This is a genomic window from Glycomyces sp. MUSA5-2, from assembly GCF_037034145.1.
GTDB classification, from domain to species: Bacteria; Actinomycetota; Actinomycetes; order Mycobacteriales; family Micromonosporaceae; genus Glycomyces; species Glycomyces artemisiae.
Genome location: NZ_JBAGKG010000008.1, coordinates 26,353 through 48,010, shown reverse-complemented (window position 1 = coordinate 48,010; position 21,658 = coordinate 26,353). Strand labels below are relative to the sequence as shown.

Genomic DNA, 21,658 nt, shown 5'->3' with positions numbered 1-21,658 from the left:
CAGGAGTTCAGAAGAGCCCGGTCGTGGGCGGTTCCTCGCCGGTGATGCGGTAGGCGCCGGCGACGGCGGCCTTCCACTGGCGCGGGTTGTGGTTGGCGACGGTGCGGGCGTTGCGCCAGTGCCGGTCGAAGCCGAGCGAGCGGTTGGTGATCGAGCCGCCCGCGACGTCGAAGACGAGCTCGGCGGCCTTCAGCGCGGACTCGATCGCGATGACGCCGGTCTGGGCCACGGTGACCGAGGCTTCGGCCCCCGCGGCGCGGGCCTCGGCGCCGGTGAGATGCCGGGTGGCCTCGATCGATTCCGCCGCGAGCAGGACCACCGACCGGGCGGCGTGGGCGCGGGCCGCGATCTGGCCGACGGTCTCGCGCACGTACGGGTCCTCGCTGGAGACCGCGGCACTGGAGTGCTTGATGGGCCGGGCCTTCTCGCGCGCGAACCACGTGGCGTCGTCCAGTGCGGCGGCGGCGATCCCGGCTTCGACGGCCGCGAGGTAGAGCTGCGCGAACGCGCCGAGCCACGGGATCTCCAACTGCGAGTTGTCGCGGGCGACCACCTCGTCGGCGGCCAGGCGCACGGCGTGGAGGCGGGTGGTGCCGCTGGCGGTGAGGCGCTGGCCGACGGCGTCGAAGTCGTCGAGGCGCTCGACGCCGGTGCGGTCGACCGGGACGGTGAAGCCGTACACGGTGCCGTCCTCGCTCTTCGCGGACCCGGTGAACCAGTCCGCGTAGAGCCCGCCCGTGGAGTAGTACTTCTCGCCGTCCACGATCCAGCCGTCAGGGTTGTCGAAGGCGCTGTCGCGGTGGAGGAGGGTGTTGACGGAGCCGCTGGCCCCGCCGGAGCGCTCGTTCGCGGTGCCCGCGAACAGGTGTCCGTCGCGCAGGCGGGCGAGGGTGACGGCCCGGTGCGGGAGGTCGCGGCGGGAGGCGACCTGGTTGGCGGTCAGGAAGCTCGACCGGAGGGCCTGGGCCACATTGGAGTCGGCGCGGGCGATGGCGATGACGAGGTCGGCCACGTCGCGCACGGTCCCGCCCGCGCCGCCGTCGGCGGTGGCGATCCCGGTGAGGGTGATGCGCTCGGCCGCAAGGGCCTTCACCTCCTCGAAGGCGTACTGGCGTTCGCGCTCGCGCTCGGCGGCCCCTTCGTGGAGCCGGTGGAGCACGGGCGCGACGGCGGCGCGGATGCCCGCCACCGTGTATTCGGCGGTGTTGTCGGAGGTCATGCGATCGCCGTCCTTTCAATCTGCGGGGCGGATTCGGTCACGACGCCACCGCTTCGCGGAGGCCGAAGGCGGCCCGCAGGGTCGGGTGATCAGCCGGGTCGACCAGGAGCGGGACCAGCTCCCGCAAGACCGCCGACACCGCTTCGAGGTCCCCGGCGGGGACGAGCTCGAAGCCGTCGAGGCGGTCGGCGCCGGCCCAGGAGCGCAGGTCGGCGGCGAGGCCGGTGGCGTCGGTCAGGTCGGCGATCGGGACGCGGCCGACAAGTGCGGCCTCCGAGCGCGGCAGGCCCGCGGCGCGGAGCGCATCGGCAAGGGCCGCATCGGCTCCGGGTGATTCCGCGCGGTCCACGACGATGGCGTCGGCGCGTTCGGCGGCGGTGATGAAGCCGAGTCCGGCGAGGTCGGCGACGAGCACCGGGCGGCCCTGCACCGACGAGGGGCCGTCGATGGGGCCCGCGACCTTGTACAGCGGGCCTTCGTGGCCGATCGGGTGGATCAGCTCGTCGTCGACGAACAGCGCCGCCTCCTGGTCCCCGATGAGGGCCTCGCGCGGGAACGACTCCCACAGCCGCGCCAGCACCGCCGCGTACTCGCGCCAGCGCTCCGCCGGATGCGCGGTGGCCGGGCCCGAGACCTCGTCCCCCGCACCGGGAACGAGCACCGCGCCGAAGCGGCCGCCGGTCGCGCGGTCGAGCGACAGGAGCCGCCGGGCCGCGTTGTACGGCGCGTTGCCGGTGGTCGCCAGCTCCGGGACGAACGGGATGCGGTGCGTCCCTGCCAGATACGCAGCGGCCACAGTGGGCTCGATCGCGCCGGGCTCGTCGCGGAGCCGGATCGCGGCGACGCCGGTCTGCTCGGCGAGCGCGGCGGCGGCGCCCGCGTCGGCGAGGGTCAGGCCGGTCTCGCCGACCGCGAGGGAGAGTTGGACGAACGTGCTCATGCTGCCTCCAGGGCGGGGACGGGGCCGGGCGCGGCGGGGGCCGCGGGCAGGCCGAGGCCGAGGTGCGAGCGCAGGGTCGAGCCCTCGTACTCGCGGCGGAACAGGCCGCGCCGCTGCAGCTCGGGGACCACGTGGTCGGCGAAGTCGTCGAGGCCGGAGGGGAGCACGTCGGGCATGACGTTGAACCCGTCGGCCGCGCCGGAGCGGAACCACAGCTCGATGTCGTCGGCGACCTGCTCCGGCGTGCCGGTGACGATCCGGTGCCCGAAGCCGCCGCCGAGCTTGCGCAGGAGCTGGCGCAGCGTCGGGCGTTCGCGCTCCACGATGCCGCGGACCATGCGGTAGAAGGTCTGCGAGCCGCCGGCCTCGTCGGGGTCGAGGAGCCGGTCGAGCGGGAACGGCTCGTCGTCGTCCAGCTCGCCGACGTCGAATCCGACCTGGCCCGAGAGGCGCCCGCGCGCGTACACGTCGGGCAGCAGGTCGTCCAGGAGTTCCCTGCGGGCCTTCGCTTCCACCTCGGTCGAGCCGATCACGGTGGAGAGCCCGGGGAGGACGACGATGCCGTCGGGGCTGCGGCCGTGGGCGGCGGCGCCCGCGCGCAGCTCGGCGCGGAACGCCTTGGCGTGGTCGAGGTCCTGGTCCGCGGAGAACACCACTTCGGCGACGCGGGCCGCGAGGCGGCGGCCGTCGCTGGAGCCGCCCGCCTGGACCACCACGGGGCGGCCCTGCGGCGACACGAGGGAGGTGCGGGCGGCCCAGGAGGCCACGGCGTGCTCGGTGAACGCGGCGGCGCGCTGGTACCGGTAGGCGTGGGCCTGCTCGGCGTTGCGACCGAAGTTGCGGGCCGCGACGGGCCCGGCCGTGGTCACCACGTTCCAGCCGAACCGGCCGCCCGAGGCGTAGTCGAGGTCGCCGAGGCGCCGCGCCAGCTCGTCGGGGTCGTTGTAGGACGACGAGAGGGTGCCGATGAGGCCGATCCGCTCGGTCTGCGCGGCGATCCGGGCGAGCACGGTGGACGGTTCGAGGTTGTTGCCCGCGCGGTGGCGGATCGCCGGGTCGAGGAGGGGCCCGTCGGCGAGGAACACCGCGTCGAGCTTCGCGGCCTCGGCTTTCTTCGCGATCGAGGTGTAGTGGTCGATCGTGTAGCTGGCGAGGGGGTCGGTGCCCGGGAGCCGCCACGAGCCGCCGAAGACGCCCGCGTTGAGGATGTTCACGTTGAGGTGCAGTTGATCTGGCATGGTCGGCTCCTTATCGGACGGTGGCGGGTCTGGCGCCGGGGACCGCGGCGAGGAGTTCGCGGGTGTAGTCCGCCTCGGGGGCGGCGAGCACGGCTGCGGCGGGGCCGGACTCGACCACGGCGCCTTCGCGCATCACCGTCACGTCGTCGGCGATGAGGCGGACCACCCCGAGATCGTGGGTGACGAACACGTACGCGAGCCCGAACTCCCCCTGGAGGTCCACGAGCAGCCGCAGGATCTGCGCCTGCACCGACACGTCGAGGGCGCTCACGGCTTCGTCGAGGACGAGCACGTCAGGGTTCGGCGCGAGCGCCCGCGCGATGGCGACGCGCTGGCGCTGCCCGCCGGAGAGCTCGGCGGGCAGGCGGCCGAGGTGCGACTCGTCGAGGGCGACCGCTTCGAGGAGCTGCACCACGCGGGCCCGGCGGTCGCCGGGGATCTGCAAGGCGCGCAGGGGTTCGGCGATGATGCGTTCGACGGTGAAGCGCGGGTCGAGGGAGGTGAACGGGTTCTGGAACACGAACTGGAGGTCGCGGCGGACCTCGCGGAGGGCCTTGTGGCCCAGGCCGGTGAGCTCGCGGTCGCCGAGGTGGACTGTACCGGTGTCGGGGGCGTCGAAGCCGACGAGGATGCGCGCGAGCGTGGACTTGCCGGCGCCGGACTCGCCGACGATCGCGTGGGTGGTCCCGCGCCGCACGGCGAGGTCGACGCCGTCGAGGGCGCGCAGTTCGCGGCGGCCGCGCCCGCGCAGGCGGTAGGTCTTGGCGATGCCTTTGGCGTGCAGGACGATCGAGTCGTCCTCGGGGCGGGTCCCGGTGGCGGGTTCGAGGCGGCCGGTGTGGCGCGAGGGGGCCGCGTCGAGAAGGCGGCGCGTGTACGGGTCGGCGGCGTCCTCGATGATGCGCGCGGTCGGGCCCTCTTCCACGATCGATCCGCCCTGCATGACGGCGATCCGGTCGGAGCGGTCGAGCGCGACGCCGAGGTCGTGCGTGACCAGGAGGATGCCGATGCCGAGATCTTCGCGGAGTGAAGCGAGGTGGTCGAGGATGCGGCGCTGCACGGTGACGTCGAGGGCGCTCGTGGGCTCGTCGGCGAGGATGAGCTTCGGCTTGCCCGCCAAGGCGATCGCGATCAGGGCCCGCTGCTTCATGCCGCCCGACAGCTCGTGCGGGTACTGGGCGAAGACACGTTCGGCGTCGGCGAGTCCGGCGGTGCGCAGGCTCTCCAGGGCCGCGTCGCGCCACGCGGAGGCGTCGCGGCGCTTCGGCTCATTGAACTTGACCGCTTCGATGACCTGCTGCCCGATCTTCTTGACCGGGTTGAGCGAGGTGTTCGGGTCCTGCGGGATGAAGCCGACGTAGTTGCCGCGCACGAGGGCCATGCGGCGGTCGCTCCAGCCGGTGACGTCCACATCGGAGTACTGGACGGTGCCGGAGCTCTGGCGGGCCGCGGGCGGCAGGAGCCCGAGCGCGGCCTGCACAAGGGTGGTCTTGCCGGAGCCGGACTCGCCCACGAGGGACACGAACTCCCCCGGTTCGACATGGAGGGACGCGTCGCGGACGGCGGGCGTCCAGCGCCGCCCGGCGCGGTACTCGACCGTGAGGTTCCGGAGGCGCAGCAGCGGGTCGGTCATCGTCGCGGGTCCTTCCTGAGCGAGGTGGAGATGCGGTGCGCGGCGATCACGACGAGCGCGAGCGCGGTGCCGGGCAGGATCGAGATCCACGGGTGGACCGCCACGTAGTCGCGGCCCTCGGCGACCAGGAGGCCCCATTCGGGCTCGGGCGGCGGGGAGCCGTAGCCGAGGAACCCGAGCGAGGCCACGGCGAGGACGGCGGTGCCGACCTCCAAGGCCGCCAGGGCGATCACCGAGCTGAGCGAGTTGGGCACGACGTGCCGGGCGAGCACCGCGAGGCGGCCCGCGCCCGCGCCGTACGCGGCCTTCACGTAGTCCTGGCCGACGACGGCGAGCACTTCGGAGCGCATGACGCGCGCGAACGAGGCGATCGAGGAGATGCCGACCGCGAGCGCGATGTTGTTGGCGCTGTAGCCGAGGACGGAGACCACGACCATGGCGAGCAGGAGGCTCGGGATGGCGAGGAAGACGTCCACTACGCGCATGATCGCGTTGTCCCAGAGCCTCCCGAAGTACCCGGCGACCAGGCCGATCACGGTGCCGATCCCGAAGGCGACGACGACGGCGAGGAGCGTCGCGGTGAGCGTGGTGCGGGCGCCGTAGACGCAGCGGGCGTACAGGTCGCGGCCGAGCCGGTCGGTGCCGAACCAGTGGTCGGCGCTCGGGGGCGCGAAGCTCGCGGTCGGGTCGCCGGTGTAGGGGCTGAAGCTCGTGAAGAGCTGCGGGAACAGGGCCCAGCCGATCGCGAGGGCCACGACGACCCAGGCGGCGACGAGCACGGGTTGGCGCAGGATCTCGCGGGTGGCGCGGGGCGCGGTGAGCACGGTCATCGAGCCTCCAAAGCGAGCGTGGCCCGCAGGCGCGGGTCCAGCAGCGGGTAGACGAGGTCGACGGCGAGGTTGATGAACGCGAAGCTCGCGGCCACGAGGACCACGATCCCCTGCACGAGCGGCACGTCGAGGGTGTTGATCGCGGTCTGCGTGAGCCGTCCGACGCCTTCGCGGGCGAACACGGTCTCGGTGATGACCGACCCGGCGATGAGGTTCCCGAAGGTGATGCCGGTGATGGTGAGCGCGGGCAGGCTGGCGTTGCGGAAGACGTCGCCGGTGACGATCTGCTCCCGGGTGGCGCCCTTGGCGCGGCTGATGGTCACGTACCCGGATTCGAGCTCGGTGGTGAAGCGGCGCACCAGGAGCTGCGCGATGGGCCCGGAGACGGGGATCGCGAGCGTCACGAGCGGCAGGACCAGGCTCGCGGGGCCGTCGGAGCCGAACGCGGGGAACCAGCCGAGCTTGAACGCGAACACCTGGAGCAGCAGGATGCCGGAGAGGAACACCGGGACCGAGACGGCGGCCGAGGGGAGCGATTCGACGAGGTTGCGCAGCCAGGGCCGCCGCGTGGAGGTCGCGGTCAGGGCGATGCCGTAGGCGATGAGCGCGGCGAGCGCGAGGGCCCCGGCGGAGAGCAGGAGCGTGCTCGGGAGGACGCCGAGGACCGCTTCGGTGACGGGCTTGCCGGACTGGACGGAGTTGCCGAAGTCCCCGGCGAGGGCGCGGCCGAGGCGCTCGAAGTACTGGACGAGCACGGGTTCGTCGAAGCCGTAGTTGGCGGCGACCTGCTCGCGCACCTCGGGCGGGATCGTGTTGAGCTCGGCGGGGTCGAACAGGAGGTCCTCGGGGTTCGCGGGGAGCACGAACAGCAGGATGAACGTGAGGGTGAACGCGGCCCAGACCACGAAGAGGGCCCGGCCGGTCTTCAAGGCGGCGTACCGGAGCACGGTGGTTCCTTTCCGGACGGTCGCGGCGGCCGGGGGCCCGGCCGCCGCGGCGCGTCACTCGGACTTCCAGGCGTCCACGAAGTGGTTGCGGGACTGGGCGTCGAAGACGATCCCGTGGACGTAGGGTGCCTGGGCGATCACCTGGGACGGGTTGTAGACCGGGCTGACGAGGGCGTACTGCTCCAGCAGGAGGTCCTGGGCGGCCTTCGCGTATTCATTGCGGAGGTCCGGGTCGAGCGTGGTCTCCAGCTTCCCGAGGACCTCCGAGACCTGGTCGGCGTCGATGCCGGGCGAGTCGGCGGTGATGTAGGAGGCGTTGCCGAGCGCGGGGTTGTAGACGAGGTTGAGGACGGCGGGGTCGTTGCGGGACCGGTTGGCGGCCACCACGTTCCAGTCGGTGGCGGCCGACGCGAACGCGGCCGTGTAGTCCGGGATGGGGACGACGGTGAGCTGGAGGTCGATGCCGATGGCCTGGAGGTCCTGCTGGATCGACTCGTACGCGGGCTTGTTCACGACGAGGTTGTTGATCCCCAGGAGCTTCACTTCGAGGCGCTTGCCGTCCTTGGTGCGGATGCCGTCGTCGCCGGGGGTCCAGCCGGCCTCGTCGAGCAGGCGCGCGGCCTCGTCGGGATCGTAGCGGAGCACGGAGTCCGAGTAGTCGGCGTGGCCCTGGACGGAGGGCGCGAGCACGGAGTCGGCGATCGAGTAGCTGTCGGTGAGGACGGTCTGCTCGACGGCCTCGCGGTTCCAGCCGAGCTGGATCGCCTTGCGCACGTTGACGTCGTTCGTGGGGAACAGCGAGGAGTTCAGGTTGAAGAAGATGGATGTCCCGGAGACGCCGCGGCTGATGATGTCGAAGCCCTGGTCGGCGAGGGGCTGCTCGTCGGTGGTGCCGACGTCGAGGGTCGCGTCGAGTTCGCCGGAGACGAGCGAGCCGGTGCGCACGCTGGCCTCGGGGATGGTGTTGAAGACGACCCGGTCGAGGTAGGCCTCGCCGTCGTGGCCGAGCGCGGTCGGGGCCCAGTCGTAGCCCTCGCGCTTCACGAGCACGGTCTTGACCTGCTCCTCCCAGGACTCGTAGACGAACGGGCCGGTGCCGATGATCTTGAGCGGGTCGGTGCGCTCCTCGGCGCTCAGCGCGAGCGTGGAGAGCGAGAGGAATCCGGGCTGGGCGTTCGCGGTGAAGGAGCTGGCCTGGAGGAAGCTCGCGAGCGGCTGCTCGAAGCGGATGACGGCCGTGTACGGGTCGGGAGTGAGGGTCTCGATGTACCCGGGGAGGAGCTGGGCGCCGTTCGGGTTGATGCCCAGGGCCTCGTCGCCGTGCACGTACTGGTCGAAGTTGGCCTTGACGACCTCGGAGTCGAAGGGCGTGCCGTCGGAGAAGGTGACGTCGTCGCGGAGGTGGAACGTGAACTCGGTGAGGTCGTCGTTGTACTCCCAGGACTCGGCGAGCCACGGCGTGATCTCGCCGGTGTCGGGGTCCTGCCAGGTGAGCTTGTCGGTGATGTTGTTGCCGATCGTGGATTCGGCGTAGTTGGTGCCCCACTGCGGGTCGGGGCTGCGCTGGTAGTCGATGAGCGCGAATTCGAGGGTGCCGCCGCTGACCGGACTGCCTTGGTCAGCGGCGGCGGTGTCGTCGCCGGAGGCGCGGGTGGCTCCGAGCCACGCGATCCCGGCGACGAGGACGAGGGCCGCGGCCCCTGCGATCCAGGGCCATTTGGGTTTGGGCTTCTCGGCGGCGGCGATGGTCTGGCTGAGTTCGGACATGGGAGTGCTCCAGTGGGCTCGGTGCCGGGGATGGGTTCTGGCTGGTCGGGGCGGTCAGCGCCGACAGAGCGCACCGGCGATGCGCGCGAGGTCGATCTCGCGGCGTGAGTACAGGAGCGTCGTTCGCATATACTCGACCTTACCGATAGGATTAGTCGAGAATCAAGGGTGAGTTGCGCCATAGGCGGCCGAGCGGGCCGCCAGGAGCGCCGCCAGCTCGTCGACGGCGGCCGGGAGGCGTGCGGCCTTCCGGCGCAGCAGCCACATCGCGACCGGGGTCCGGTCGTCCTTGATGGGCCGCACGGTGATGAGGCCGCCGCGGGCGAGCGGGTCGCCGTGGACGGAGTAGTCGGGCAGGATCGTCGCGCCCAGGCCCTCGGCGACGAGCATCTTCCCCATCTCGGCGCCGTCCACGCTGTGCCACACCGCGGGCAGGCGGGAGCCGAAGAGCCGCATGGCGAACCGGTGCATGACGTAGCCCGCGCGCATCCCCACGAAGGTCTCCCCGCGCAGGTCCTCGGCGCTCACCTCGGCCTGCGCGGCGAGCGGGTGCGCGCCGGGCAGGACCGCCACGGGCCGGCCCCGCTTGAGTTCGGCCCCTTGGAGGTTCGCGGGGAAGGCGGGGTCGCCGAGGACGTTCACGAGGCCGAGGTCCAGGGAGCCGTCGGCGAGCCCGGCCTCGATCTCGTCCTGCTGGAGGGCGCGGACTTCGACGCGGGCGCCGGGGCGGCCAAGCCGAAAGTCGCGGATGGCCGGGAGCAGGAGGCTCGCGGTGCCCGCGTTGACGGTGCCGACGCGGATCGCGCGGGCCGCGGTGGTCGCGGCGGCGGACTGGAGCCGGTCCACGGCATCGAGCACGCCGACCATGTGCTCCAGGAGCTCCTTGCCGCGCAAGGTGATCCGCGCGCCGTCGCGGCGGCGCTCCAGGAGCGTGACGCCAAGTTCGCGTTCGAGCTTGCTCACGGCCTCGCTCAGCGCGGGCTGCGAGACGTGCAGGTGCTCGCTCGCGCGCCGCAGCGACCCGTGCCGCGCGACCGCCGCCACGTACTCCAGTTGTTCGATGCGCATCCGCCGCCCGCCTCCGGTCTTCGGTGCGGCCGATGGGGTTCAAGGCCGAACCGATGGTCGAGAGCTGTTCCTCGGAACCATTTCCTAGTAACTTGATAGGAAAAGACTACTCCGTGGAAGGGGTTCAGCACAATGACGAACGGACAGGACGCGCCCGACTGGTCGACGCGGCCGACGACGCCCGAAGGATGGGTCGAGCGGGCCCGGGAGGTCGCCGCGCGGCTCGCGGTCGACGCCGTGGAGCGCGACCGGGAGGGCGCGACTCCCTACGCGGAGGTCGAGCTGCTCAAGGACGCCGGGCTCGTCCCGCTCCTCGCCCCCGCCGAGTACGGCGGCGGCGGGCAGGACTGGACCACCGCGTACCGCGTGATCCGGGCCGTCGCCGCGGGCGACGGGTCCATCGGGCAGCTCCTCGGCTACCACTACCTGTGGGCCTGGGCCGCAAGGCTGGTCGGCACCCCCGCGCAGATCGAGGCCGTCGAGCGCCAGGCCGCCGAGGAGGGCTGGTTCTTCGGCGGGGCCGTCAACCCCCGCGACGACGACCTCGTCATCCGCGAGGAGGGCGGCGAGCTGGTCTTCAACGGCCGCAAGACGTTCTCCACCGGCGGGAAGGTCTCCGACGTCACCGTGCTCGAAGGGGTCCTGGAAGGCACCGACAAGCACATTTTCGCGATCGTCCCCACCGACCAGGACGGGATCGTGTTCGCCGGGGACTGGGACAACCTCGGCCAGCGCCTAACCGAGTCCGGCTCGGCGGTCATCGAGGACGTGCGCGTGCCGTGGGCGGCCGCCGCCGGGTACGTCGCCCGCGCCGACGGGTACGAGTTCGTGCCGCGCACCTACAACACGCTGAACGTGCCGCTGATCCAGCTGGTGTTCACCAACTTCTACCTGGGGATCGCACAGGGCGCGCTGGAGACGGCCGCCGCGTACACGCGCGAGAAGACCCGGGCGTGGCCGTACGCGGCGGACCGGAAGGAGCGCGGCGTCGACGAGTTCTACGTGCAGGAGGCGTACGGGGACCTCCAGTCGAAGCTGTGGGCCGCGGAGGCGCTCGCGGAGCGGGCCGCGGGGCTCATCGAGGCGATCAATGCGCACGCCGACGACGTGACGCCCGAGGAGCGCGGCGAGGCCGCGGTGGTCATCGCCGCGGCGAAGCAGACCGCGATCGACGCGGGGCTGGAGATCGGCACGCGGATCTTCGAGGTGACGGGCGCGCGGGCGAGCGCGAACGCGGTGGGCCTGGACGTGTTCTGGCGCAACATCAGGACCCATTCGCTGCACGACCCGGTGGCGCACAAGCGGGCCGAGGTGGGCCGGTACGCGCTGACGGGCGAGCTGCCCGAGCCGACCTGGTACACGTGACCGTCCTTTCCTGACAGTTTCCGATCCCCTTTTCTGGAGCCGCACATGAGCACACCGTCAACCGAGCCGCTGCAATTCGCGTACTGGGTCCCGAACGTCTCGGGGGGCCTGGTGGTGTCGAAGATCGAGCAGCGCACCGACTGGAGCTACGAGTACAACGTGAAGCTCGCCCGCCTCGCCGAGGAGTCGGGGTTCGAGTACGCGCTCTCGCAGGTCCGCTACATCGCCTCGTACGGGGCGGCGTACCAGCACGAGTCCACGTCGTTCAGCCTCGCGCTGCTGCTGGCGACGCAGCGGCTCAAGGTCATCGCCGCGGTCCATCCGGGGCTGTGGCATCCGGGGGTCCTCGCGAAGTGGATCGCCACCGCCGACCAGCTGTCCGGGGGCCGGGCGGCGGTGAACGTCGTCTCGGGCTGGTTCAAGGACGAGTTCACAAAGCTCGGCGAGCCGTGGCTGGAGCACGGCGAGCGGTACCGGCGCTCCGAGGAGTTCATCCGGTACCTCAAGGAGATCTGGACGAGCGAGCACGCGGAGCTGAACGGGGACTTCTACCGGCTGCACGACTTCGACCTGAAGCCCAAGCCCGTCGCGGCCGAGGGCAGGCCGCACCCGGAGGTGTTCCAGGGCGGCAACTCGGTCGACGCGCGCGGCATGGCCGGGCGGGTCTCGGACTGGTACTTCGCGAACGGGAACTCCCCCGAGGGCGTGGAGGCGCAGATCCGGGACGTGCGGGAGGTGGCCGCGGTCCACGGGCGCACGGTCCGCTTCGGCGTCAACGGGTTCCTCATCGCCCGCGACACCGAGGCCGAGGCGCGGGCGGTCCTGCGGGAGATCGTCGACAAGGCCGACCGCGAGGCCGTCGAGGGCTTCGGGGCGGCCGTGAAGCAGGCCGGGCAGTCCACCGGGGACGGCCAGGGCATGTGGCAGGACTCCGGGTTCGAGGACCTCGTGCAGTACAACGACGGGTTCCGCACCGGCCTGATCGGCACGCCCGAGCAGATCGCGCACCGGATCATCGAGTACAAGCGGCGCGGCGCGAACCTGCTGCTGCTCGGGTTCCTGCACTACCTGGAGGACGTGGAGTACTTCGGGCGGCACGTGCTGCCGATCGTGCGGGAGCTCGAAGCGGCGGAACTGGAGCGGGTGCCGTGAGCGACCCCGTCTGTACCGTCCTCGACGCCGCGGCCGCGCTCGGCGCGGCGTCGGGGCTCGCCGGCGAGTTCGCGGCGGGCGCCGCCGAGCGCGACGCCCGCCGGACCCTCCCGTACGCCGAGGTCGACCGGCTCGCGGCCTCGGGGCTCCTCGCGATCACCGTGCCGCAGGAGCACGGCGGCGCGGACCTGCCGACGTCGGTGGTCGCGGAGGTGTTCCGGCGCCTGGCCGCGGGCGACCCGAACATCGCGCAGATCCCCCACAGCCACTTCGTGTACGTGAACCAGCTGCGATTGCAGGGCGACGGGGCCCAGCAGCGGCGCCTGTTCGCCGAAGTGCTGCGCGGCAAGCGGTTCGGGAACGCGCAGACCGAGTTCGGGACGAAGCACGTGCGCGACCACCGGACCGCGCTGACCCCGGACGGGGAGGGCCGGTGGCGGCTCAACGGCACGAAGTTCTACTGCACGGGCGCGCTGTTCGCCGACTGGATCCCGGTGCTCGCGCACCTGGGGATCGACGGGCCGATGCACGTGGCGTGGGTGCGCCGCGACGCCCAGGGCGTCGAGGTCGTGGACGACTGGGACGGCATCGGGCAGCGAACCACCGCGAGCGGCACGATGCGGCTCCAGAACGTCGCGGTCACCGACGAGTGGATCACCCCCTATGCGGCCACCTTTGAAGGGCCGCAGACGTACGGGGCGTTCGCGCAGGTCCTGCACGCGGCGATCGACGCCGGGATCGGCAGGGCCGCTTTGGAGGAGGCCGCGGAGTTCGTGCGCACGAAGTCGCGGCCGTACCCGGACGCGGGCGTCGAGCGGGCCGCGGACGACCCGCTGACAGTGCGCGCGTTCGGGGAGATGGAGCTGGCGCTGCGCGGCGCCGAGGCGCTGCTGAAGGAGGCGGCGTCCGCTGTGGACGAGGCGAACGCGGACCTGACGGAGGAGTCCGCGGCGCGGGCGTCGCTGGCGGTCGCGGCGGCGCGGGCGGCGACCGCGAAGGCCGCGGTCGACACCGCGAGCCGGGTGTTCGAGGTCGCCGGGACGCGCAGCGCCCTGGCGGGACTGAACCTGGACCGGCACTGGCGCAACGCCCGCGTCCACACCCTGCACGACCCGGCGGCGTGGAAGGTCCAGCACCTGGGCCGGTGGGCCCTCGACGGGGCGCCGCCGCCGCGCCACGGCCAACTGTGAGGAGAGAAGCGTTGAGCGCGTTGCAGTTCCACTGGTTCCTGCCGACGAACGGCGGGGACGGACGGCAGGTCGTGGACGGCGGCCACGGGGTCGGGGCGGGGGCGTCGGCGCGGCCCGCGTCGGTGTCGTACCTGGGCCAGGTCGCGCGGGCGGCCGAGGACAACGGGTTCGCGGCGGCGCTGACGCCGACGGGCGCGTGGTGCGAGGACGCCTGGGTGTCCACGGCGATGCTCTCGCAGGTGTCGGCGCGGCTGAAGTTCCTCGTGGCGTTCCGCCCCGGGATCGTCTCGCCGTACCTGGCCGCGCAGATGGCGGGCACGTTCCAGCACTTGACGGGCGGGCGGCTGCTCCTCAACGTCGTCACCGGCGGCGAATCGCATGAGCAGCGCATGTACGGCGACTTCGAGGACAAGGACGCCCGCTACGAGCGGTGCGGGGAGTTCCTGCACATCGTGCGGCGCCTGTGGGCCGGGGAGACCGTCGATTTCGAGGGGAAGCACCTGCGGGTCGAGGGCGCGCGGCTCGCGCAGCTCCCCGATCCGGTGCCGGACGTCTACTTCGGCGGGTCCTCGCCCGCGGCCGGGCTCGTCGCGGCCGAGCACGCGGACGTGTACCTGACCTGGGGCGAACCGCCCGCGGCCGTCGCGGAGAAGGTGCGCTGGATCAGGGGGCTCGCGGGCGGGCGGCCGATCCGGTTCGGGCTGCGCGTCCACGTCATCAACCGCGACACGTCGGAGGAGGCGTGGGCCGAGGCGGACCGGCTGCTCGCCGGGATCGGCGAGGACGACATCGCGCGCGTCCAGGCGGGCCTGCGGCGCTCGGAGTCCGAGGGCCAGCGCCGGATGCTCGACCTCAACGGCGGCAGCAAGTCCGGCCTGGAGATCCATCCCGGGCTGTGGGCCGGGATCGGGCTGGTGCGCGGCGGGGCGGGGACGGCGCTGGTCGGCTCGCACACCGAGGTCGCGGACCTCATCGAGGAGTACCGGGAGGTCGGGATCGAGGAGTTCGTGCTCTCGGCCTACCCGCATCTGGAGGGCGCGTACTGGTTCGGCGAAGGCGTCCTGCCGGAGCTGGAGCGGCGCGGCCTGTGGTCGCATCCGGCGCCGCCGCGCGCCCGGCCCGCGGCCGTCCCGTTCGCGAGCTGAATCGACCCCCTAGGAGGCACCCCATGTCCCTGACCACCAACCAGGACCTCGACCCGCGACGGCTGCGGGAGGCGTTCGGCGCCTTCCCGACCGGGGTGGTGGCCGTGGCCGCCGCCGTGGACGGGCGGGTGACCGGCCTGGCGGCGTCCTCGTTCACGTCGGTGAGCCTGGACCCGCCGCTCGTGTCGTTCTCGATCGCGACGTCCTCGAAGACCTGGCCGGACCTGCGCCGGGCCCGGCACCTGGGCCTGACGGTGCTCGCCGACCACCACGGGGCGGTGTGCCGCCAGCTCGCCGGGGACCCGGCGACCCGGTTCGCGGGGCTCGCGGTGAGCGCCACGGAGGACGGCGCGGTGACCCTCGACGACGGGCTGGCGCGCTTCGACTGCTCCGTGTACCGGGAGGTCGAGGCGGGCGACCACGTGATCGTGCTGCTGCGGCTCCACGCCGTGGAGCACTCGGACGCGACGGGGCCGCTGGTGTTCCACCGCAGCGGGTTCCGCAGCCTCGCGAACTGAGGTGTGGACGGTCGTACACTCCTAGTGTACGGTCGTCCGCATGACCGACCACTTCGCCGGGGACGACCGGACGATGCGCGAGCGGATGCTCGCCGGGGACTTCTACCTCGCCGACGACCCCGAACTGGAGGCGCTCATGGCGCGCGCCGCGGTGCTTGCCGAGCGGTACCGGGCCGATTTCACCGAGGACTACGAGGCGGCGCGGAAGCACCTCGCCGAACTGCTCGGGGAGCTGGGCGAGGGCGTGTTCATCCGCCCGCCGCTGTACGTCGACTACGGGTCGAACCTCCGGATCGGGGCGCGGTCGTTCGCGAACTACGGGCTCGTCGCGCTCGACGTGGCGCCCATCGTCATCGGCGAGGACGTGCAGATCGGCCCGAACGTGCAGCTGCTGACCCCGACGCACCCGGTCGAGCCGGGCCCGCGGCGCGACAAGCTGGAGGCGGCGAAGCCGATCACCATCGGCGACAACGTGTGGATCGGCGGCGGCGCGATCGTCTGCCCCGGCGTCACGATCGGTGAGAACACGGTGGTGGGCGCGGGCGCGGTGGTCGTGAAGGACCTGCCCGCGAACGTGGTCGCCGTCGGCAACCCCGCCAAGGTGATCCGGACGATCGGTGGGTGAGCCGCGGCCGCGGCGCCGCGACCCCGACCGGCGCGAGCGGATCATCGCCGCGTGCCTCGACGTGATCGCCGAGGCGGGCGTCGCGGGCACCTCGCACCGGAAGGTCGCCGCGGCCGCCGACGTGCCGCTCGGCTCGATGACCTACCACTTCACCGGGATGGACGAGCTGCTGCGCGAGGCGTTCACGCGGTTCGCGACCGGCGTCAGCGACGGGTTCGAGGCGGCCATGGCCGCGGCCGACGGGCCGGAGGAGGCCGAGGAGGCCGTGGTCGCGGTCATCACCGACGGCGTGTTCGGCTCCCAGCGGGACCTGGTCCTCACCCACGAGCTGTACACGCTCGCCGCCCGCGAGCCCGCGTTCCGGGCCCTCACCAACGCCTGGATGGCCCGGTCCCGCGCCGCCCTCGAACGCCACTTCGACCCCGCCACGGCCCGGATGGTCGACGCCCTCATCGAGGGCCTCACCATCCACCGCGCGCTCGACACCGAGCCCCACGACCCGGGTATCGTCGCCGAAGCCGTCCGGCGGATCACCCGTCCCCGCTGAACAGGAGCCCCCGATGGAGAGCATCACCAAGAACCGCCAGACCCCGGAGACGCTGCGCGCCATGATCGCCCGCGCCTACGGGCCCGAGCAGGTCCCGGACGGGGACGGATTCGCCGAGGAGCTGGGGCACGGCTGGTTCAACGTCGCGTACCGGCTGCGCCTGCGCGACGGGTCGCAGGTCGTCCTCAAGATCGCGCCGCCGCCGGGCGTCGAGGTCATGACGTACGAGCGCGGCGCGATGGACATCGAGCTGGCCTCGCTCGCGCTCATCCGCGAGCACACCGACGTGCCGGTGCCCGACGTGCACTTCGCCGACGCGAGCCTGGAGCTGTGCGACGCCCCGTACTTCTTCATGCCGTACATCGACGCGGAGAACATCGGGATCATCGAGGACTCGCTGTCCCCGCAGGCGCTCTCGGCCTACTGGGAGCAGTTGGGAGCGCTCAATGCGAAGCTCAACGCGGTCAAGGGCACCGGGTTCGGGCCGCTCCTGGACCCGCGGTTCGGCACGTGGCGCGAGGCGTTCACCGCGATGTTCGGGAACGTCCTCGCCGACGGCGAGCGCCGCGGCGTCGACCTCGGGCACGGCTACGACACCATGCGGGTCCTCCTTGCGCGCCATGCCGACAGCCTCGACGAGGTGACCGAGCCGCGGTTCTGCGAATGGGACCTGTGGCCCAGCAACGCCATGGTCGCGGACGGGCGGATCGTCTGCATCATCGACCACGAGCGGGCGTTCTGGGGCGACCCGCTCATGGAGGCCGGGTTCTGCGGGGCCGAGCTGCCCGCGATCTCCGACGCGGAGTCCTTCGCGCACGGCTGGGGCCGCGGCCCCTTGACCGCGACCGAGCGCATCCGGCGCCGCCTCTACGGGCTGTACCTGCTGCTCGTCATGGTCGTCGAGACCGACTACCGCGGGCACACCGACACGAAGCAGTACGACTGGGCCCGAGCGGAACTCGACGGGCTCGTCGCCCGGTTCGAGGCGTGAGCACCCGGACGGAGGGCGTCGGGGCGCTGGCCGACGCCCCCGTCGGCCGGCTCCTGTGGCGCGGCACCGCGCAGGCGACGATGTCCGTGGGGATCTACGGGATCTACGCGCTCACCAACGCCGCGTTCGTCGCCCACGGCGTGGGCCCGACCGCGATGGGCGCGGTCAACCTCGTCGCGCCCGTGCTCCTCGTGCTCAGCGCCCTGTCGACCACGGTCGGCGCGGGCGGTGCGTCGCTGGTGTCGCGGGCCCTCGGCGCCGGGGACGCGGCCGGCGCGGCGCGCGCGGCCGGGAACGCGTTCACGCTGTTCTGGACCGGCGCCCTCGCGATGACCGTGGTCGGCCTGGCGTGCCTCGAACCGCTGCTCACCGCGCTCGGGGCCGAAGGGGGGATGCGCGGGTACGCCCGCGACTACGCCGTCGTCATCCTCGCCACGACGCTCGTCGGGACCGGGTTCTCCAGCCTCATGCGAGCCGAAGGGCGCCTCCGGTTCGCGACGATGCAGTGGGTCGTGCCGGTCCTCGTCCAGATCGTCCTGGACCCGGTCCTCATCTACGGGTTCGACATGGGCGTGCGCGGCGCGGCCCTCGGCACCGCGGGCGGGCAGGCCGTCTCGGCCGCGATGGCCCTGTGGTTCTTCTTCTGGCAGCGCGAGCGGCCCTACCGCGTGCGCGCCGCCCACCTGCTCCCCCACTGGCCGACCCTCCGGGCGCTCCTAGGCGTCGGCTCCCCGTCGATGCTCGCCGGGCTCGGCGCCACGGCGCTGACGCTCCTGGTGAACAACCTCCTCGTCACCGCCGCCGCGGTCACCGCGTACGCCGTCGCCGCGCGCGTCCAGGTCTTCGCGGTCATGCCCCAGCAGGGCATCAGCATGGGCATGCAGCCGATCGTCGGGTTCAACACGGGCCGCGACCGGCCCGACCGGGTCCGGCGCACCCGCGTCCTCGCCCTGCGAACAACCGTGGCGTACAGCGCCGCCGCGGCCGCGCTCACCGCGGCCCTGGCCGGGCCGATCACCACCGCGCTCCTCGGGTCCCCGTCGGCGGACGCCGCAACCGCCTTGCGGCTCATCGCCATCGGCATCGCCGCCTCCGGCGTGCCGCTCCTGGTCTCCGCGTACTTCCAGGCCGTGGGCGCGCCCCTGCCGTCGTACCTCATCTCGATCGGCACGCTCCTCGCCCTCAAGATCCCCGCCGTCCTCGCCTTCAGCGCCGCGGGCCCGACGGGCGTGTGGACCGGCCTCGCGGTCGGCGACCTCGCCGCCGCGGCGGCCGCGCTGGTCCTGCTGCGGGTGTTCGCGGTTGTACGCCCCGCGCGGGCCGTACCTCCCGCGATGTAGGGCGATTGACGACTCGGGGGCGATACCGGGCGGCGAGCGCGGCGGCAGACTGGCCCGCGTGAAACTGGTCTTCCTCGGGTGGACGCGCTTCGTCGTGGTCCTCCTCGTCCTCCAAATCGGACTCGCCGGGTGGGGCGCCGTCTCCACCGGCGGCGAGCGCATCGAGCGGTTCATCGTCCACGCGGGCAACGGCGGCATGCTCATGTTCTGGCTCCTGATCTCCACGGTCCTCGCCCTCATCGCCCGCCCCGGCCTCAAGGCCGTGCTGCTGACCGCGTTGTCCACCTTCATGATCTGGATGCAGGGCGCGCTCGCGTACGGCTTCGGCACCGACGGGGTCCCGGGCGGCGTCGGCATCGCCCTCCATGCGACGAACGGCCTCGGCGTCCTCGTCATCCAGCTCGTGGTCGCGCGGCTCGCGAAGCGCGCGCTCGACGCCAAGCGCGCCGAGAAGGCCCTCGCGAAGGCGGTGCCCGCATGAACCGGCCCTTCGCGATCCTCCTGCGCGCCTGGATGATCCTGCTCCTGGCGCTCCTGGTCGTGCAGTTCGCGCTGGCCGGGTTCGGCGTCGGCTACGGCGGCGGCATCGGCCCCGGCTTCGAGCTGCACTTCCGCAACGGCGACGCGCTGCTGTACCTGTACGCGGTCGCGGTGGTCCTCGCGCTCGCCGCGCGCCTCGGCGCGAAACCGGTGTGGCTCACCGTGTTGGGCACGTTCCTGGTCCTCCTCCAGCACGGCATGGCCCTAGTCAACGTGCCGGGGACACTCTGGGGTCAGTCGCTGTTCCTGGTCCACGCGCTCAACGGGCTCGCACTCATCCTGCTGACGTTCGGGATCGGGCGAGTCGTGAAGGGCCGCATGCGAAGCGGCGCGCCGGTGAGCGGCTGAAAGGGCGCTCTCCGCGGGCCGAAACCCGCGGAGAGCGCTCTCTCTTGTCAGCAGCGGCAGATGACGATGCCCGCATCGAAGGCCGCGTTGCGGTCCCGCGGCTCCTCGCCGTGGCCCCAGCCGTCGGTGTGCGCCTTCTCGTGCGCGCCCACGCGGTCCCAGTCGTTCTGGCCCGCGCCCCAGCGCTCCATCTCGCACTTGTCGTAGACGATGTACCAGTCGCCCTCGGACCACCAGGTGGCGTAGGCGAGGACGTTGTCGTAGCAGTCGCCGCCGTAGTAGGTCGGCACGTTCCCGTCGAGGTCCGGCGGGTAGGTGTGCCCCTTGTCGCCGTGGTTGAGCGTGCCGAGATCCGCTTCAGCGGCGGCCTCCTGCTGCTCGGGCGTGGGGTCGGTGATGACGCTCAGCGTCAGGACGTTGCCGAGGTGCTCGTGCTCGTGCTCCTCGGCGGCGGGCGCCGGGGCGTCCAGCGCCAGCGTGAACATCAGGGCCAGCGTCCCGGCGGCGGCGAAGAGGGTCTTCAGGGGCATAGGCGCTCCTTCGGGGGAGGGTGGAATTTCATTAAGGTTTGCATACAGATACAGACCTGTCAATGAATCTCGTCCCTCTTTGCCCTGGTTCGCGACTTGCTACCGCTCGGCCTCGGACTCCTCGGAAGCAGCGCCCTCGGCAGCAGGGCCGGGCGGCGGGACGGTCTGCGCCCACTCGGCCCAGTCCGCAAGGGCCTCATAGAGTCTGATCCCGGCCTCGATGGTCATGCGCATGGACTTCACGGACGGCGCGTCGCCGTAGTCGCCGCGGTCCTTCGCCGCCGCGTACTCGCGGAACCCGGCCGCCGCGGCCCGGTAGAACGCCGCCTCCGACGCGAGGTGCTCCCCCAGGTCCTCGGGTTCCATGAGCCAGTAGAAGAGCGAGCGGAGCAGGGATTCGAGCCGGGCGGTGTGGTCGACGGGCTCCTCGGTGAGCCAGCGCCGCACCTCGGCAAGGCCCTCGGGGGTGATCGCGTAGACCTTGCGGCCCCGCGGGCCCTCGCTGTCGACGGCGATGAGCCCGGCGTCGGCGAGCTTGCCGAGCTCGCCGTAGATCTGCGGATGCTTTGCGGGCCAGATCATCTGGAGCTGCTTCTCGAAGCGCTGCGTGAGGTCGTACCCGCTCGCGGGGGAATCGGCGAGCAGCCCGAGCAGGGCGTACCGCAACGACATCGCTGTCCTCCTGACGTCGGCCCCGGCCCTCGGAGCTCGGATGAGTCTAGCCGCCGGCCCGGGAGGCGGGTTGACGCCCGAACATTCGACATGTAGCTTTGTACACGTCATAGTTTACATGTTCCTGCTTACTTCTGGAGCGATCATGAACGACACCCCTGCGGTCCTGCTGACCGGCGCGAACGGCGGCATCGGCACTCCGGCCGCGCTCGAACTGGCCCGCCGCGGCTTCCTCGTCTACGCGGGCATGCGCCGCACCGGCCACGGCGCCTTCGACGGCGCCGACGGTATTCGCGAAGTGGCGCTCGACGTCACCGATCCGGGCTCAGTGGCCGCCGCAGTCGAGCGGATCGCGGCCGAGCACGGCTCGCTGCACGCGGTCGTCAACAACGCGGGCGTCATCGTGCAGGGCCCGCTCGAACTCGTGCCCGACGACGAGCTGCACCGCCAGTTCGCCGTCAACGTCTTCGGCCCGGTCCGCGTCGTCAAGGCCGCGCTGCCGCTGCTGCGCGCGGGCCGGGGCCGGATCGTGAACGTGGGCGCGCCGACCGCGTACCTGCCGATGCCGATGAACGGCCCGATCTCCGCGAGCAAGGCCGCCCTGCACTCGCTGACCGCGTCGATGCGCGGCGAACTGGCCGCGTGGGGCATCCCGACTTCGGTCGTGGTCCCCGGCCTGGTCGACACCCAGGTGTTCGTCAAGGCCGCCGAGGCCCAGCGCGCCGCGTCGGTCCCGCCGGAGCGCCAGGCGCTCTACCGGAACCACCTTGCGGCGGTGGAGAAGGCGGGCGCGAACCAGAAGCCGGAGCCGACGACCGGCACCGTCCGGGCCATCGCCGCCGCGGTCACCGACCGCCACCCGAAGGCCGAGTACTTCAGCAGCCCCAACGCCCGCATCCTGTCCAAAGTGCTCCCGCGCCTCCCGCGCCTGATGCGCGAGGCGGCGATCCTCGGCGCGATCGGCCTGCGCGGGATCACCGCCCCCGCGGCCGATCTGGTGCACTGACGCGACGAGAACGAGGCCGGGCACTGCCCGGCCTCGGCGCGCTTCGC

At 72.3% G+C, this 21,658-nt stretch carries 22 protein-coding genes; 12 read left to right on the top strand and 10 right to left on the bottom strand.

Annotated elements, in window-relative coordinates:
- Positions 1 to 7 precede the first annotated feature (7 nt).
- The 8 genes from WA640_RS22505 to WA640_RS22470 form a co-directional block, all read right to left on the bottom strand.
- A complete protein-coding gene (locus tag WA640_RS22505) occupies positions 8 to 1,219 on the bottom strand; it encodes a hypothetical protein (RefSeq protein WP_335990707.1) in 1,212 nt (403 codons plus the stop codon).
- A 37-nt stretch (positions 1,220 to 1,256) separates the two neighbouring features.
- Complete coding sequence (locus tag WA640_RS22500; RefSeq protein WP_335990705.1) at positions 1,257 to 2,159, bottom strand: LLM class flavin-dependent oxidoreductase; 903 nt, start codon at positions 2,157 to 2,159, stop codon at positions 1,257 to 1,259.
- Positions 2,156 to 3,397, bottom strand: coding sequence for an LLM class flavin-dependent oxidoreductase (locus WA640_RS22495; RefSeq protein WP_335990703.1), 1,242 nt, complete (start codon positions 3,395 to 3,397; stop codon positions 2,156 to 2,158). Before WA640_RS22495 ends, WA640_RS22500 begins: the two co-directional genes overlap by 4 nt.
- Positions 3,398 to 3,407: 10 nt before the next feature.
- Positions 3,408 to 5,030 carry an ABC transporter ATP-binding protein gene (locus WA640_RS22490; RefSeq protein WP_335990701.1) on the bottom strand — a complete coding sequence of 541 codons (1,623 nt, stop codon included), beginning with the start codon at positions 5,028 to 5,030 and terminating at the stop codon, positions 3,408 to 3,410.
- Positions 5,027 to 5,860: an ABC transporter permease gene (locus tag WA640_RS22485; protein WP_335990699.1), complete on the bottom strand. Its 834-nt coding sequence runs from the start codon at positions 5,858 to 5,860 to the stop codon at positions 5,027 to 5,029. Before WA640_RS22485 ends, WA640_RS22490 begins: the two co-directional genes overlap by 4 nt.
- On the bottom strand, positions 5,857 to 6,807 hold the full coding sequence (locus WA640_RS22480; protein WP_335990698.1) for an ABC transporter permease: 951 nt from the start codon (positions 6,805 to 6,807) through the stop codon (positions 5,857 to 5,859). The genes WA640_RS22485 and WA640_RS22480 overlap by 4 nt, the downstream gene beginning before the upstream one ends.
- A 54-nt stretch (positions 6,808 to 6,861) precedes the next feature.
- A complete protein-coding gene (locus WA640_RS22475) occupies positions 6,862 to 8,574 on the bottom strand; it encodes an ABC transporter substrate-binding protein (protein WP_335990697.1) in 1,713 nt (570 codons plus the stop codon).
- Positions 8,575 to 8,736: 162 nt separating this feature from the next.
- Positions 8,737 to 9,642: a LysR family transcriptional regulator gene (locus WA640_RS22470; protein WP_335990696.1), complete on the bottom strand. Its 906-nt coding sequence runs from the start codon at positions 9,640 to 9,642 to the stop codon at positions 8,737 to 8,739.
- A 132-nt stretch (positions 9,643 to 9,774) separates the two neighbouring features.
- Between WA640_RS22470 and WA640_RS22465 the strand changes: the two genes are divergently transcribed.
- The 11 genes from WA640_RS22465 to WA640_RS22415 are packed head-to-tail and all read left to right on the top strand — an operon-like array spanning position 9,775 to position 19,403.
- Entirely contained in the window at positions 9,775 to 11,007 is a 1,233-nt protein-coding gene (locus WA640_RS22465) for an acyl-CoA dehydrogenase family protein (RefSeq protein WP_335990695.1), read from the top strand.
- Between the two features lie 45 nt (positions 11,008 to 11,052).
- The gene (gene sfnG, locus WA640_RS22460) at positions 11,053 to 12,159 is read left to right on the top strand and encodes a dimethylsulfone monooxygenase SfnG (RefSeq protein WP_335990692.1); all 1,107 of its coding nucleotides are present in this window, start codon (positions 11,053 to 11,055) and stop codon (positions 12,157 to 12,159) included.
- On the top strand, positions 12,156 to 13,349 hold the full coding sequence (locus WA640_RS22455) for an SfnB family sulfur acquisition oxidoreductase (protein ID WP_335990690.1): 1,194 nt from the start codon (positions 12,156 to 12,158) through the stop codon (positions 13,347 to 13,349). Before sfnG ends, WA640_RS22455 begins: the two co-directional genes overlap by 4 nt.
- An 11-nt stretch (positions 13,350 to 13,360) precedes the next feature.
- Positions 13,361 to 14,494 carry an LLM class flavin-dependent oxidoreductase gene (locus WA640_RS22450; RefSeq protein ID WP_335990689.1) on the top strand — a complete coding sequence of 378 codons (1,134 nt, stop codon included), beginning with the start codon at positions 13,361 to 13,363 and terminating at the stop codon, positions 14,492 to 14,494.
- Between the two features lie 23 nt (positions 14,495 to 14,517).
- Positions 14,518 to 15,012 (top strand): flavin reductase family protein, encoded by a 495-nt coding sequence (locus tag WA640_RS22445; RefSeq protein ID WP_335990688.1) that lies wholly within the window; start codon positions 14,518 to 14,520, stop codon positions 15,010 to 15,012.
- A 40-nt stretch (positions 15,013 to 15,052) separates the two neighbouring features.
- Positions 15,053 to 15,637, top strand: a complete 585-nt coding sequence (locus WA640_RS22440) for a sugar O-acetyltransferase (protein ID WP_335990687.1) — start codon at positions 15,053 to 15,055, stop codon at positions 15,635 to 15,637.
- The gene (locus tag WA640_RS22435) at positions 15,630 to 16,184 is read left to right on the top strand and encodes a TetR/AcrR family transcriptional regulator (RefSeq protein WP_335990685.1); all 555 of its coding nucleotides are present in this window, start codon (positions 15,630 to 15,632) and stop codon (positions 16,182 to 16,184) included. The genes WA640_RS22440 and WA640_RS22435 overlap by 8 nt, the downstream gene beginning before the upstream one ends.
- A gap of 13 nt (positions 16,185 to 16,197) precedes the next feature.
- Entirely contained in the window at positions 16,198 to 17,175 is a 978-nt protein-coding gene (locus WA640_RS22430; protein ID WP_335990684.1) for a phosphotransferase family protein, read from the top strand.
- On the top strand, positions 17,172 to 18,515 hold the full coding sequence (locus WA640_RS22425; RefSeq protein ID WP_335990683.1) for an MATE family efflux transporter: 1,344 nt from the start codon (positions 17,172 to 17,174) through the stop codon (positions 18,513 to 18,515). The genes WA640_RS22430 and WA640_RS22425 overlap by 4 nt, the downstream gene beginning before the upstream one ends.
- A 58-nt stretch (positions 18,516 to 18,573) precedes the next feature.
- Positions 18,574 to 18,996: a hypothetical protein gene (locus tag WA640_RS22420; protein ID WP_335990682.1), complete on the top strand. Its 423-nt coding sequence runs from the start codon at positions 18,574 to 18,576 to the stop codon at positions 18,994 to 18,996.
- A complete protein-coding gene (locus tag WA640_RS22415) occupies positions 18,993 to 19,403 on the top strand; it encodes a hypothetical protein (RefSeq protein WP_335990681.1) in 411 nt (136 codons plus the stop codon). Before WA640_RS22420 ends, WA640_RS22415 begins: the two co-directional genes overlap by 4 nt.
- Before the next feature lie 47 nt (positions 19,404 to 19,450).
- Here WA640_RS22415 and WA640_RS22410 read toward each other — a convergent pair whose 3' ends face one another.
- Both WA640_RS22410 and WA640_RS22405 read right to left on the bottom strand, forming a co-directional pair.
- Positions 19,451 to 19,933, bottom strand: coding sequence for a hypothetical protein (locus WA640_RS22410; RefSeq protein WP_335990680.1), 483 nt, complete (start codon positions 19,931 to 19,933; stop codon positions 19,451 to 19,453).
- A gap of 99 nt (positions 19,934 to 20,032) precedes the next feature.
- Positions 20,033 to 20,605 carry a PadR family transcriptional regulator gene (locus WA640_RS22405; RefSeq protein ID WP_335990679.1) on the bottom strand — a complete coding sequence of 191 codons (573 nt, stop codon included), beginning with the start codon at positions 20,603 to 20,605 and terminating at the stop codon, positions 20,033 to 20,035.
- Positions 20,606 to 20,750: 145 nt separating this feature from the next.
- Here WA640_RS22405 and WA640_RS22400 point away from each other — a divergent pair, with 145 nt between their 5' ends.
- Positions 20,751 to 21,611, top strand: coding sequence for an SDR family NAD(P)-dependent oxidoreductase (locus tag WA640_RS22400; RefSeq protein WP_335990678.1), 861 nt, complete (start codon positions 20,751 to 20,753; stop codon positions 21,609 to 21,611).
- Positions 21,612 to 21,658 lie beyond the last annotated feature (47 nt).